Genomic DNA, 14,010 nt, shown 5'->3' with positions numbered 1-14,010 from the left:
GTGCCGGCGGCTGGACCGTATCGCCTCCCGCAAGCGCTTTCTAGACCTCGGGCTCAATTCACGGCATTGTCAACTTCCTCTCCGTGAAAGGCCTTTCGGAAAATCGATTCAACTGCGACGCTGCCCAGCACGCCCGCTCCCCCACACCTCCCGAAGGAGGCACCCCCCATGTCCGGATCCACGCCACGACGGCCGGTCCGACGCCGCACCTTCGTGCTCGGCACCGCCGCGGCCGGCTCGGCCGCCCTGGCCGGCCCGCTCGCCGCCCCCGCGGCCGCCGCAGGCTTCGGCTGGAGGGACGACGGCTCGCACTACGTCGTCGACACCGGCGCTCAACTGGTGTTCAAGGTCAGCAAGTCCAACGGCGACCTGACCTCCCTGGTCTACCGGGGCGTCGAGTACCAGGGCTACGGCGGCATGAACTCGCACGTCGAGTCCGGCCTCGGCGCCTCCACGGTCACGATCAGGCAGTCCGGGACGACGATCCTGATCTCCGTCGTGCACGGCACGCTGAGGCACTACTACGCGGCCCGCAGCGGCGAGAACAACGTCTATCTGTGGACCGACAAGGCCGACGCCTCCGTCTCGGCGACCCGGTACATCGTCCGGGTGCGGAAGGGCCTGTTCCTCAACGACGAACCGGACTCCTACACCTACACGAACAGGACCGTCGAGGCGTCGGACGTCTTCGCGAAGTCCGACGGCCAGACCCGCAGCAAGCACTACTCGAAGCTCCGCGTCATCGACTACACCCACGTCGGCTGGTCGACGGGCTCCGTCGGCCTGTGGGTGGTGCGCAGCAACCACGAGAAGGCCTCCGGCGGCCCCTTCTACCGCTCGCTCCTGCGCCATCAGAGCGCCGACGGCGGCGGCCTGTACGAGATCCTGTACTACGGCCAGAACCAGACCGAGGCCCAGCGCTTCGGGCTCCAGGGGCCCTACGTCATCGCCTTCACCGACGGCGGCGCCCCCTCCTCGTCCCTGTTCCCCGGCACCCTGACCACCCCGTGGGCAGACTCGCTCGGCATCCCCGGGTACGTCGGCGCCGGCGGCCGGGGCCGGGTGGCCGGGGTCGGCATCACCGGGCGGAACACGGCGTACCCGTACACCGTCGGCCTCGCGAACGCGACCGCGCAGTACTGGGGCCCGGCGCGGGCCTCGGACGGCTACTTCTCGATCGGCGGGGTGCTGCCGGGGACGTACACCCTTACCGTCCACAAGGGCGAACTGGCCGTCCACAGCACGCAGGTGACCGTGTCCGCGGGGGCGACGACCACGCTCAACACGCTCGCGATCCCGTCCTCGAACGACCCGTCCAACGCGAGCGCGATCTGGCGGATCAACGACTGGACGGGTACGCCGAGCGGTTTCAAGAACGCCGACCTGATGACGTACGCGCACCCCTCGGACGTGCGGGCCGCCGCCTGGACCGGCAACGTCGTGATCGGCGGTGGCGGCGAGGCGGCCGCGTTCCCCTGCTACCTCTGGAAGGACGTCAACAGCGGTCTGCTCGTGTACTTCAAGCTCACCGCGGCCCAGGCCGCCGCCGCGCACACGCTGCGCATCGGCGTGACGACGGCCTACGCCAACGGGCGCCCGCAGGTCGTCGTCAACGACGTCTGGACGTCGGCGATCCCCTCCCCGCCCACCCAGCCGAACACGCGGTCGCTGACCAACGGGTCCTACCGGGGCAACAACCACACGTTCACGTACAGCGTCCCGGCGAGCGCCTGGCTCACGGACACCGGCCGGTACAACGTGTTGAGGATCAACGTGGTGAGCGGGTCGGGGACGACGGGCTTCCTCAGCGCGGGGACCTCGATCGACGCGATCGACCTGCTGGCCTGACCGGCCGAGTGACCATCACGTGCTCTGCGTCCACTGCTGGTTGGTGCCTCCGTTGCACGTGTACGTGATGACGGCGGCGGAGTCGGCGGTGGACGCGCCGTTCACGTCGAGGCACTTGCCCGTCGCGCGGGACTTGACGGTGACGTAGCCGCCGGCCGCGGTGAGGGACCACTGCTGGCCGGCGGCCGTGGCGTCGCAGTTCTCCTGGGTCACCGTGCCCGCGTTCTCCCTCACGCACAACGAGCTGTTCCGCACCACGAGTTGGTGGTAGCCGCCGCCGACCGGTTTCGACCAGTACCTCTGGTTGGCGCCGCCGTTGCAGGTCCACTGCTTGATCTGCGCGCCGGGCCAGAGGGACTGGCTCGTGACGTCCGCGCACTTGCCGCTGTGCCGGGCGGCCAGCGTGCCGTACGCGGCGCTCGTGCCGGTGACGGTGCCGGCGGCCGTGTCGACGGTGACCTCCGGCGACCACGACATGGACAGCGTGGTCGAGGTCGGGAAGGCCAACGGCAGCCAGACGTAACGGGAGTCGTTGACGGTCCCGCCGAATGAGTTGCCCCAGCGGTCCCCCAGGTACAGGTAGGAGGTGCCCGAGGAGCCCTGCACCGGCAGCACGTAGGCGGTCTGCGACCCGTAGGCCGTCGGGTCGCCGGCGTTCGCCATGGCGGTCCACGGGCCGGCGATGCTGGTGGCGGTGGCGTACTGCTGCTGGTTGGGGTTCCAGCCGGTCGCGCCGGAGGTCAGCATGAAGTAGACGCCGCCGCGCTTGAACAGCGCCGGCGCCTCGCGGTGCCCGCCGTGCCAGGGGTCGGCCACCAGGCTCGCGACGCCGGTGTAGTCGGCGGTGAGCCGGTAGATCTGCAGGTCGTAGTTCTCACGGGCGGCGGAGATCATGTATCCGGCCCCGTCGGTGTCGACGAAGACCGTGAGGTCGCGGGACATGTGCCGCCCGAGCGGGCGGAAGCTGCCCCGCCAGGCATAGTTCCCGTCGACGGTGTCGGACACGGCGACGGCCGCGCGGGCCTCGCTGTAGTCGACGCCGTTCTCCTTGTGCATCCAGAGTACGAACTTGCCGGTGGCCGCGTTGTACATGACCTTGGGCCGCTCGATGTTGGCGGTGGCCAGCTCGGGGGCGCTCGCCTGGGTCAGGACGTGGTTGCGGAACTCCCAGTTCTTCAGGTCGGTGGAACGGTAGGCGTCCACGTACCGGAAGGTGTTGTCGGCGTTGCGGTTCTCGCCGAACCAGTAGTAGTAGCCGCCGACTTTGAGGACCCCGCCGCCGTGAGCGTGCACGGGGTTGCCCGAAGTGTCCGTGAACTGCGTGCCGTTGGCGATCGTAAGAGGGACGGCCTGGGCCGGTCCTGCGGTGGCGAGGGCGCCGGTGAGCGCCAGGCAGAGGGCGAGCAGGACCGCGTGGACGCGTCTCATCTCACGAGGCTCCCTTCGCGCAGTCGGCGACGGGGACGCCGAAGTCGGGGGTGCCGTCCGGCTTCCAGCCCAGGCGCTGGACGCGGGTGTGCCGGTTGGGGTCGTTCAGCGGGTCGCCGACGATCTCCTTGTACTGGCGGGCGTGGTAGACGAGGACGTCGGTGCGGCCGTCCTCGGCGACCGTGAAGCTGTTGTGCCCGGGCCCGTACTGCCGGGTGGCGTCGTTGCTTGCGAAGACCGGCGCCGGGGACTTCGACCAGTTCGCGGGGTCCATGAGATCGGCGTCCGCGTCGACGGTGAGCAGGCCCATGCAGTAGTTGAAGTCGGTCGCGCTCGCCGAGTAGGACATGAACAGCCGCCCGTTGCGCTTGATCACCGACGGCCCTTCGTTGACCTTGTAGCCGATGCACTCCCAGTCGAACTCCGGTGTGCTCAGGCGCACCTGAGGTCCCGTCAGGGTCACCGGACCGGCCATCTCCGACAGCCAGATCGCGGTGTTGTTGCCCATGTCCGGCTCGTGCTGCGCCCAGGCGAGGTAGCGGGTGCCGCGGTGGGTGAAGGTGGTGGCGTCGAGCGAGAACGTCTCCCAGGCGGTCTTCAGCTGTCCGCGCTCCACCCAGACGCCCTTGAAGGGGTCGCGGTGGCTGTTCTCCAGCACCCAGATGCGGATCGCCCAGATGTCCTCGGCGGGCGCGGAGGCGAAGTAGATGTACCACTTGCCGTCGATGTGGTGGATCTCCGGCGCCCAGATGTGGGCGCCCATGGGGCCGCTCGCGTGCTTGCGCCAGACGACGGCTTCGGCGGCCGAGCCGAGGCCCCGCAGGGTGCGGGATCTGCGCAGGATGATGCGGTCGTACTCGGGCGCGGTGGCGGTGAAGTAGTAGGAGCCGTCGGTGTGCCGGTGGATGTGCGGGTCGGCGCGGTTGCGGACGAGCGGGTTGTCGTAGGGGACGGTCGCGCCCGGGCAGGCCGTCGAACCGGCCGCGCGGGCGGTGGTGGCGGACAGGCCCGTGAGCGCGCCCGCGGCCAGGGCGCCCTTCAACAGCAGCCGCCGGCTGGGGGGTTCGGCCGAGGAGGGATGCCGGGGCGCGGGGCCGGGCAGGGCGGGGTCGGGCAGGGCGTCTTCGCGGCTCATGCGGACTGCCTTTCTGCGGGTTCTGCCGGTGGGGGGAACAAAAAGACACAGAATCGTTCGGCATTTCGCACAAGATCTGCCATCCCGAACGCCGAAAAGGTAAGGGCGGGTCACGGCGCGGTCAACGGGTTGCGCGTGACGGACCTCCGCCGGGCGTGGTCCCAGGGGCTGTCCGGGGCCGGGGCTTCCGCATGCCGGACAGCGCGTTCACGGAGTGGACGATTCCGGCCCTCTCCGGTGGCGTCGACTAGCGTCGGGGCATGACCAGCGACACCTCCTCCCCGTCCGCCCCGCCGCTCGCCGGGGCGCTCGCCGCCGGCACCGTCGTCCTCGACGGCGGCATGTCCAACCAGCTGGAGTCCGCCGGGCACGATCTGAGCGACGAGCTGTGGTCGGCTCGGCTGCTCGCCGAGCGGCCGGAGGCGATCGCCGACGCGCACCTCGCCTACTTCGAGGCGGGCGCGAACGTGGCGATCACCTCCAGCTACCAGGCCACCTTCGAGGGCTTCGCGAAGCGGGGCATCGACCGCGCGGAGGGGGCCCGGCTGCTCGCGCTGAGCGTGGAACTGGCCCGGGACGCGGCCCGCCAGGCCCGGGACAAGGGGGTCACGCATCCGCTGTGGGTGGCGGCGTCGATCGGCCCCTACGGGGCGATGCTCGCGGACGGCTCCGAGTACCGCGGCCGCTACGGGCTCACGGTCGAGGAACTGGAACGCTTCCACCGGCCCCGCCTCGAGGTGCTGGCGGCCGCCGCGCCCGACGTGCTGGCGCTGGAGACGGTGCCCGACGCCGAGGAGGCGGAGGCGCTGCTGCGGGCGGTGCGCGGACTCGGGGTGCCGGCCTGGCTGTCGTACAGCGTCGCCGGCGACCGCACGCGGGCCGGCCAGCCGCTGGAGGAGGCGTTCGCCCTGGCCGCCGACGCCGACGAGGTGATCGCGGTGGGCGTGAACTGCTGCGCCCCCGAGGACGTCGAGTCCGCCGTGGCGACCGCGGCGCGGGTCACGGGGAAGCCGGTCGTCGTCTACCCCAACAGCGGCGAGTCCTGGGACGCCGACGCCCGCGCCTGGAACGGCAGTTCCACCTTCGCCCCCGAACAAGTGAGGAACTGGCGGGAGTCGGGCGCACGCCTGATCGGCGGCTGCTGCCGCGTCGGCCCGGAAGCGATCACGTCGATCGCCGGGGCCCTGCGGGAGGGCGCACGCTGACGGCGACGCCGACCGGGCGGCGGAGGCCGGGAGGTGCACTCGCACGGCGGTGAGCGCGCGCCGCCTCCGGACGTGCGGCGGGTGGGGTCGCTCCTGCGGGCGGGGGCGCGGGGCGGTGAATGCGGAGTGCGCGCTCGCGGGACGGTGGGCGCGCGCCGCCCTCGGACGTGCGAAGGGTGCGCTCGCGGGGCTGTGAGGCACCGCCCCCAGACGGGTGGGTGGGCCCACTCCTGTGGGCGAGGGTGCCTGCGGGATGAGGGCGCAGGGTGCCTGCCGATAACGGCTGATGCGCGCCCGTGACAGCGGGGTGCGCGCCCGCCACACCGGCGGGCGCCCGCCGACGGCAGGGGAACGCGCGCCCACGGCGGCGTCCTGCGCCCGTCGGTGGTCTCAGTGGCGGCGGGAGCCTCCGGTGCGGCGTAGGCGGCGGACTGCCGAGCGGAGTTCGGCCGTGCGTGGGGGGCGGGCGGTCGCCGTGTCCGGCGAGGCGTCGGAGCGGGGCACTTCGGGGGCCGTGGTCTCGTCGAGGACCGGGATGCCGTCGGCACCGGCGAGCAGTCCCGCCTCCCCGGGCGCGGTGATGTCGCCGGGAAGGAATCCCTCGGTGGCGGTTTCAGTGCCGCTCCCCCACAGTGCGAGGTCGCGGTCGCGCGGCCCGTACGCGACGGACACGCCCGCCCCGCCCCCGTCGCCGAACAGGCGCACCGGGTGCGTGGGCCCCCACGCCTCCCAGCCAGGGTCGCCGGTCGAGACGAACCGCACCCACGCCCCGTGCATGGCCTCGGCCAGCTCACGCGGCGCGCCCTCGCCGGCGAGCTTGACGGCCTCGGGCATGTCCCCGGTGTCGAAGACGAAGCCCAGCTCCAGGGCGTGGCAGGCGCCGAGCCGCGGTCGCCCCGACGGCCAGGCGAACTCGTACACGTACGCGGAGCCGGGCCGGGCGTCGGCCAGGCGCTGGAGCGGCCGGCGCAGCAGGTGGTCGGTGATCATCTGGCCGACGATCTCGGCGGTGCCGGCCTCCGGGTGCAGCGCCCGGTAGCCGCGCGGCACCTCGGGGCCGCAGTGGCAGCGGGCCATGGCGCCGGCCAGCCCGACGGCGCCCAGTCGGTCGATGCGGTCCAGCAGGCCGCCGGGGACCAGCCAGAGCCGGTACTCGTCGCTCGTCCAGCCCATGAGCAGGTCGGCGTCGCGGGCGGCGTCGCCGTCGACGAGGGCCTGGAGGGGATCGCTCGGGACGAGGTCGCCGTCGACGACGATGCCGAAGGCGGGTCCGCCGAGGACGGGGCTGCTCAGCCTGCCGGTCTCGGCCTGGGTGCGCAGCAGCACCTCGCGGTCGACGGCGGCGAACGCCTCGGCCGTGGCGGGGACGCGCAGCCGGTTCGCCATCCGGCGGACCATGCGCCGCACCTTGTCGCGCGGGAGGGCTTCCGGCGGCCCGCTCTGCAGGACGGCGCGCCGGAACAGACCCTGGGCCTGCGGGGCGGCGATCAGGGCGCCGACGCTGATCGCCCCGGCCGACTGCCCGGCCAGGGTGACCCGCGCCGGGTCGCCGCCGAAGGCCTCGATCGACTCGTGGACCCAGCGCAGGGCGGCGAGCTGGTCGCGCAGGCCCGGGTTGGCCGGCGCGTCGGGGAACAGGCCGTAACCCTCCACGCCCAGGCGGTAGTTGACCGAGACGAAGACGATTCCGTCCCGGGCGAAGTGCCGTCCGTCGTAGACCGGCGCGGCCGAGGTCCCTCTGGTCAGCCCGCCGCCGTGCAGCCACACCAGCACCGGCAGCCGCGCGGCCGCGCCCGGCGCGGGGGTCCAGACGTTGAGGTTGAGGCATCCGTCGCCGGGCACGACCGGGTCGGACAGGTACCGGGCGAACGCCTCGGAGTACGGCGGTTTGGGCGCCGTCGGCCCGAAGTCGCCCGCGTCCCGCACGCCGTCCCAGGGCTCGGGCGGCACGGGCGGCCGGAACCGGCGGGGCCCGACGGGGGGTGCGGCGTAGGGGATGCCCCTGAACGCGCAGACCCCTGACTCGTGGCGTCCGCGGACGGCCCCGTAGGGGGTGCGGACCACGGGACCGGGCCGGTCCTCGGCCACGGTGTTCTTCCGGCCTGCCGTCATCTGCCCACCAGCCCTCCAGGCCCCCGCGGCCCTGCGCCGCGCTCGTGCACCGGCGGGCGGCGGCCGGGTGACCTACGCGCGACGGCCGGTGACCGCCGCGCGATGCCGGGTGACCGACGCCGCCGGTATCACCAGAGCACCACAGCCGCGCCCGGTGTTCCGGCGCACGGGCCTTCCACAGGGCTGTTCGGCGTACGCGGGGGCGCTCAAACCCTGCGACCCGCCGTCGCGCACGCCCGCTCGGGCCGATTGACCGCACTCCGGGCCGCACCTACCGTAGATCGCGCTGTCAGAAAGCGCTTCCTAGGCACCTCAGGAGAGTCATGCCCAGCGCCCAGCTGCCCAGGACCGTGTTCGCCATGGATCCGGTGCACCTCCCCCTGCTGTTCCCCGCACAGCTCCTCGCCCGGCTGCGGCGGACCGCCGAGATCGACCCGGGGTTCGTGGTGCGGGACCTGCGGGACCTCACCGACCCCGCCGCGGCCGCGGCACTGGCGGACGCCGAGGTCCTGATCACCGGCTGGGGCTGCCCCCGCCTCGACGCGGAGGCGCTCACGGCGATGCCCGGCCTGCGTACCGTCCTGCACGCCGCCGGCTCCGTGCGGCCCCTGGTCGGGGACGCGCTGTGGAGTCAGGGCGTGACCGTCTCCAGCGCGGTCACCGCCAACGCCGTGCCCGTGGCCGAGTACACGCTGGCGATGATCCTTCTGGCCGGGAAGGACGCCTTCGCGCACCGGGAGCGTTTCCGGATCACCCGGACCCACCCCGGGCCCGCCGAGACGGCCGCGACCGGCAACCTGGGGCGGCGCGTCGGCCTGATCGGGGCGTCCCGCGTGGGCCGCCGCCTGCTCGAGCTCCTGCGGCCGTACGACTTCGAGATCCTGCTGTACGACCCCTACGTCGACGCCGCCGAGGCCGCCGCACTGGGCGCGCGGCCGCTCCCGCTGGAGGACCTGCTGCGGCACAGCGACATCGTCAGCCTGCACGCGCCCGACATTCCCGAGACCCGTCACATGCTCGACCGGGAGCGGCTCGCCCTCATCCGTGACGGCGGCATGCTGATCAACACCTCACGCGGGGGCCTGGTCGACCACACGGCGTTGACCGAGGAGTTGGTCTCCGGCCGGCTGCACGCGATCCTCGACGTCACCGAACCCGAGCCGCTGCCCGCCGACTCCCCTCTCTACCGGCTGCCCAACGTCTTCCTCACCCCGCACATCGCGGGCTCCCTCGGCAACGAGCTGGAGCGGCTCGGCCTCGTCGTCGTCGAGGAGATGGAGCGGATCGCGGCGGGCCGGCCCCTGGCCCACCAGGTCCGGCACACCGACCTGGCCCGCGTGGCGTGAACCGGTCACGAGGCCGGTGCGGTCCCTGAGTACGGCTGCCCGAGCGGCGGAGGGCGACCGGAACCGGGCCCGGAACACCTCCGCCATAGCCGCGGCGGGAACACCTCCGCCGGAGCCGGAGCCGGAACACCTCTGCCGAAGCCGCGGCCGGGACACCCCCTGCCGAAGCCGGGGTCGGGCCGGACCGGAACACCCCCTCCGGAGCCGGAACACCCCCGCCAGAGCCGAGGCCGCAACACCTCCCGCCGGAGCCGGAGCCGGATCACCCCGGCCCGCGGCCCTCAGCGCCCGCCCTTCGGAACCTGCCTCAGCACCAACCGGCACAGCCGTCGGCGAACTGCTTGAACGCGGCCTGGGTTCCCGAGCCGGCGATCCCGTCGATCGCGCCGGTGTAACCCCAGTTCCGCAGCAGGCGCTGGAGCGCGCTCACCGTGCCGCCGCCGACTTCGCCGTCGATGGCGCCGGTGTAGCCCCAGTGGGTCCTGAGGTTGCGCTGGAACGCCTTCCAGCTGTTGGTGCCCAACTCGCCGTCGATGCGCCCGGTGTAGCCCCAGTTCGCCTTGAGCCAGCACTGGACGTATCCCGCCTGGGTGGCGTTCAGGCCGAGGTTGACCGTCGCGAAAGGAACCGCGGTCCGGGAGGTCGCCGCGGGGTGCGCGGCCGGCGCGGTGGCCGCGAACCCGGCGCTCGCCCCGGTGAGGCTCCCGGCCGCGAGGCCCGCGGCGGCGGTGAGAGTGACGATGGTCCTGGTCAGAAGTCGCATGCGTTTCCCTCTTCGATTCGTGGGGTGGCGCTTGACGTTGGCTGACGCGCTCGTCGTGACCGGTGTCGTGGTGGGCTCCCGCGGTCGCCGTCGCCCTGCGGAACGCTTCGACAAGTGCGCCTGGAAGGACGGCACTTCGTGAGCGGCGCGCGATGCTCGACGCACAACGCCCCGTGTACGGCGGGCAGTCGCCTGCGTGCGACTCCGCGACCGTGGTGGCGCCGTGCCCGCGGGCGGAACTGCCCGCGCCGGACCGGTACGCGGCAGAAGCTACCGTCTCCCCCGCACCGGGCGCGTCATCAGAATCGGCCATTGGGCAGTGGGCCGTCGGCCGTGGTGCGCGACGGAGCGGACCGGCGTCTTCCCGCCGCGCTGAGGCGCGCCTAGGATAGCAAGCGCTTTCTGCGAGCCGTGGGGTTGGCTCCGAAAGGACGGTGGTCGAACTTTCGCTGGCCCTCGGGCGGGGCCGGAGAGGTGGTTCCCGATGGTCCGCACGGGCAGTGCGAGCGTGACGGCCGGGCCGACCCTGGCGGTCGTGGCCCGCGAGGCGGGGGTGTCCGTGCCGACGGCCTCCAAGGTGGTCAACGGCCGTGAGGACGTGGCCCCCGAGACCCGCCGCCGGGTCACGGAGGCGCTGGACCGGCTGGGCTACGTACGCAGACCGCGTTTCGACGCGGCGAAACCGCCCCGGCTGGTCGACCTCGTCGTGCACTCGCTGGACAGCTCCTCCTCGGGCGCGGTGCTGCACGGGGTGGAGGAGGCGGCCCATGACGCGGGCCTGGACGTGGTCGTCTCGGCGGCGCTGTCCCGCACGAGGGCGGGCCACCCGCAGCGCGGCTGGCTGGACAAGCTGACCGCCCGGGGGTCGGCCGGAGTCCTGTTCAACCTGGCCGAACTGACGCCGTCGCAGTACGCCTGGCTGGAGCAGCACCGGATCCCGTTCGTGATGATCGACCCGGTGGTGGAGCCGCCGTCGGACGTGGTGTCGGTGGGCGCGGCCAACTGGCAGGGCGGCGTGACGGCGACCGAACACCTGCTGGCCCTCGGGCACGAGCGGATCGCGGTGATCGCCGGGCCGCGCCGCAGGATGAGCAGCAACGCCCGGATCGCCGGCTACCGCTCAGCGCTGGCGTCGGCGGGGGTCGGCCACCGCCCCGAGTACGTTCGTCACGGCGGCTTCGACGAGACGGTCGCCCGCCGCCACATGCGCGGCCTCCTCGATCTGCCCGCGCCGCCGACGGCCGTCTTCACCTGTTCCGACCGGCAGGCCCTCGGCGTCTACGAGGTGCTGTCCGAAAGGCGGTTGAAGGTACCGGACGACATCAGCGTGGTCGGTTTCGACGACCTGCCCGAGTCCCGCTGGACCACCCCGGCGCTGACCACCGTCCGCCAGCCCCTCGCGGAGATGGCGGCGACGGCGTTACGGCTCCTGGTGCGGATGATGAACGGGGACCGCCCGGAGGGAACCCGGACGGAGCTGTCGACACGGCTGGTGGAACGGTCGAGCACGGCCGCGCCCCGCGTGCGGACGGGGTGATCCGTATCGGACGCGGCACTCCGCACGGCGCTTGGAGGGGCGTTTCCACCGGCCGCCGTCGGGGTGCGCGGAGGCAGCACACCGGGCACAGACGGCGACCGAGGGGTTCAGTGAACCCGGATCGCTTCCGCGGGCGCCGTTCGCAAGGCCTGGCGCGTGGGAAGTTCGATGGTCAGGTAGGCCGTGGCGGTGACTGTGAGGGCGAGGGCGGGCAGCAGCCAGGTGGGGCCGGCGGGCCAGGGGCGCCCGAGGAAGCCCTGGCCCAGGAGGGCCAGGGGGATCGCGGAGAACAGCACGGCCGTGGTGAGCGCGGTGGCGGCGGTCACCGCGGCCTCGCGGCGCATCATCGCGCGGATCTGGCGGGGTGTGGTGCCGTTGAGGCGGAGGGCGCCCAGTTCGGCCTTGCGCTGGGCGGTGGCCGCGACCAGTTTGTTGGCGATGCTCAGCAGGAGGTAGCCGAGCAGGACGACGATGGTGGCGAGATTGATCCATGTCTCGGGCGGGACGTCCTTCAGGCCACCGGCGGAGGGGGAGTCGGCAGGCGCGAGGGCAAGGCCGGGGCGGGACGCGGCGAGCGTCGTCAGGCTCTGCCGGGCCTTCGCCGTGCCGTCGGTGCGGATCAGGAGGGACGCGTCGAGTGCCGTGGTGGTGTGTCCGGCGGCCAGGTCGTGGGACAGCACGACGGTGCCGAAACCGAGGCCCCGGCCGTACACGGCGACCACCTCGGCGTCGGCCCGTGTGCCGTCACCGAGGACCAGGCTCACCCGGCGGCCCACCGTCGCGGAGCGCGAGCGGGCGACATCGCTGCTGACGGCGACGGTCGCGCCGGTCAGGCGGTCCAGGCCGCCGTCCTGCACGTCGAGGTCGAGGACGCCTGCCGCCTCCGGGGTGAGGACGGCCGCGGAACCGGACTCGGCCTCCTTGTCACCGAACTGCGTGTACTCCCACACCACGGTGGTCGTGCCGACGGGGGCGGCGGCCCGCACACCGGCCGTCTTCCGGACGGCGGCGGGCACGTCGGACGGAATGCCGCCCAACGCCGGCGCACTCAGACGAAGTTGGGCCAGGGTGCCGGTGCGGATGTCGTGGCCGGTGGCGGCCAGCACGGTGGTCTGGGTGAAGGTGTACGTCAGCACGAACACGACCGCCATGGCCAGGGTGGAGACGATCCCGGCGTTGCGCAGGGCGTAGGCGCGGAAGTTGGCCATGGCAAGCCAGGTCGGCGCGGAGCCGCTGCGGCGCGTCGCCCGGGCCGCAGCGCCGCCGACGCCCCGCACCAGTGCCGGACCTGCGACGGCCAGGCCGATCGCCCCGACGATGCCGGCGATCGGGGTGGCCGTGGCGCCGATGGCCGTACGCAGGAAGAGCGGCGGGGTGGACATGATCATGGCAACGAGGACGACGAGCACGCCGATACGCGTCCGGGTCCGCGACGGGTCACGCGGTTCACTGCGTGATGCGGCGACCGCCTCGGTGGCCGGCATCCGCGAGGTGCTCCAGGCCGAGCAGCGGGCCGCCGCCTGGACGGCCACGAGCAGCAGGAGAAACGCCGCGAAGGCGGGCAACGGGCTGAAGGTGAGCGGGAGTTCGGGCGGTATGACGCCGCGGTCCGCGAGCAGGTCGCGGAACAGTCCGGCGAGCAGATAGCCGAGGCCCACGCCGGGCGCCACGGCCACGGCCGCGACCGCGGTGGACTGCGCGGCGGCCAGCCGACGGATCTGTCTCGGGGTGGCGCCGACCGCCCGCATCAGCGCCAGGTCGCGGCGCTGCCCGGCGATCGACACGGCCAGCGCGCTCGCCATCACGAAACCGGTGATCAGCACGATGATCCCGGACAGCGAACCGGCGAGCAGCACCAGCAGCGAGCGTGAGGCGCCGGCGCCGGGCGCGGCCGCCTCACCCCGTTCCGCTCCGGTGACCACGCGCAGCCCGGCGCCCTTCACCTTCGTACGGATCTCGGCGGCCACCCGCTCCTCGACGCCGGGCGCGGTGCGCAGGCCCACCAGATCGACGCGGTCCGACCGGCCGGAGAGTCGCAGGGCCGTCGCATCCGCGAAGTAGACGCCCGCGCCGGGTGCGTCGACCACGGCAGAGACGTGGTAGCCCGTGGCCGGGCGAGCGTTGACGACGACCTGGACCTCGTCGCCCGGCTCGATGCCCGCCGCGGCGGCGGTGGCGCGGTCCACGGCGATCTCGTCGGAGGCGTTCGGCTCGCTGCCGGTGACGCGGGCGTCCGCCAGCAGCTTCGTCGAGGACCAGCCGTGCCCCGCCACCCGGGGGTCCTCGGACGGTACGACCTGCCCGTGGGCGTCGACGAGGGCGGCGGGGAAGCCGGTGTCGCCGACTGCCGTTGTCACACCGGGCAACCGGCCGAGCTCGCCGACCAGTCGGGCCGGGATCCGACGGCGTTCCGAAAGGGCGAGCGGCAGGTCGCCGGCCTGGCGGAACTCCTGGTCGGCCGCGACCACGACGGACGCGCCGGCCAGCCGGCCGGCGGGGAGACGGGAGCGGAGACCGGACTCCGCCAGGACGCCGGTGGCGGTGATCAGAGCCGCAGCGCCGAGAACCGCGCAGGCCACGGCGATCAGCGCGGTGACGCGGTGTCCGGCCATCTGTATCGCGAGACGGAACATGGT

Annotated in this window: 9 protein-coding genes; 4 read left to right on the top strand and 5 right to left on the bottom strand. The window is 73.1% G+C overall.

Annotated elements, in window-relative coordinates:
* Positions 1-168: 168 nt before the first annotated feature.
* Positions 169-1,848 (top strand): rhamnogalacturonan lyase B N-terminal domain-containing protein, encoded by a 1,680-nt coding sequence (locus tag ACFYXA_RS01580; protein WP_389027359.1) that lies wholly within the window; start codon positions 169-171, stop codon positions 1,846-1,848.
* Between the two features lie 15 nt (positions 1,849-1,863).
* Here the strand turns inward: ACFYXA_RS01580 and ACFYXA_RS01575 are convergent, their stop codons facing one another.
* Positions 1,864-3,276: an RICIN domain-containing protein gene (locus tag ACFYXA_RS01575; protein ID WP_389027357.1), complete on the bottom strand. Its 1,413-nt coding sequence runs from the start codon at positions 3,274-3,276 to the stop codon at positions 1,864-1,866.
* A gap of 1 nt (position 3,277) precedes the next feature.
* On the bottom strand, positions 3,278-4,411 hold the full coding sequence (locus ACFYXA_RS01570) for a family 43 glycosylhydrolase (RefSeq protein ID WP_389027355.1): 1,134 nt from the start codon (positions 4,409-4,411) through the stop codon (positions 3,278-3,280).
* 260 nt (positions 4,412-4,671) lie between these two features.
* Between ACFYXA_RS01570 and mmuM the strand changes: the two genes are divergently transcribed.
* Positions 4,672-5,616, top strand: coding sequence for a homocysteine S-methyltransferase (mmuM, locus tag ACFYXA_RS01565; RefSeq protein ID WP_389027353.1), 945 nt, complete (start codon positions 4,672-4,674; stop codon positions 5,614-5,616).
* Between the two features lie 390 nt (positions 5,617-6,006).
* Here mmuM and ACFYXA_RS01560 read toward each other — a convergent pair whose 3' ends face one another.
* On the bottom strand, positions 6,007-7,728 hold the full coding sequence (locus tag ACFYXA_RS01560) for a carboxylesterase family protein (protein ID WP_352247258.1): 1,722 nt from the start codon (positions 7,726-7,728) through the stop codon (positions 6,007-6,009).
* Between the two features lie 323 nt (positions 7,729-8,051).
* On the opposite strand from ACFYXA_RS01560, the gene ACFYXA_RS01555 reads away from it, so the two are divergent.
* Positions 8,052-9,074: a hydroxyacid dehydrogenase gene (locus ACFYXA_RS01555; protein WP_389027351.1), complete on the top strand. Its 1,023-nt coding sequence runs from the start codon at positions 8,052-8,054 to the stop codon at positions 9,072-9,074.
* A gap of 307 nt (positions 9,075-9,381) precedes the next feature.
* Here ACFYXA_RS01555 and ACFYXA_RS01550 read toward each other — a convergent pair whose 3' ends face one another.
* Positions 9,382-9,837, bottom strand: coding sequence for a peptidoglycan-binding protein (locus ACFYXA_RS01550; RefSeq protein WP_389027349.1), 456 nt, complete (start codon positions 9,835-9,837; stop codon positions 9,382-9,384).
* 484 nt (positions 9,838-10,321) lie between these two features.
* Between ACFYXA_RS01550 and ACFYXA_RS01545 the strand changes: the two genes are divergently transcribed.
* Complete coding sequence (locus ACFYXA_RS01545; RefSeq protein WP_389027347.1) at positions 10,322-11,374, top strand: LacI family DNA-binding transcriptional regulator; 1,053 nt, start codon at positions 10,322-10,324, stop codon at positions 11,372-11,374.
* Between the two features lie 107 nt (positions 11,375-11,481).
* On the opposite strand, the gene ACFYXA_RS01540 is transcribed toward ACFYXA_RS01545, so the two are convergent.
* Positions 11,482-14,007: an FtsX-like permease family protein gene (locus tag ACFYXA_RS01540; RefSeq protein WP_389027344.1), complete on the bottom strand. Its 2,526-nt coding sequence runs from the start codon at positions 14,005-14,007 to the stop codon at positions 11,482-11,484.
* Positions 14,008-14,010 lie beyond the last annotated feature (3 nt).

The organism is Streptomyces sp. NPDC002566 (assembly GCF_042889585.1).
Classification (GTDB): Bacteria; Actinomycetota; Actinomycetes; order Streptomycetales; family Streptomycetaceae; genus Streptomyces.
This window is presented reverse-complemented; position numbering and strand designations above follow the sequence as displayed.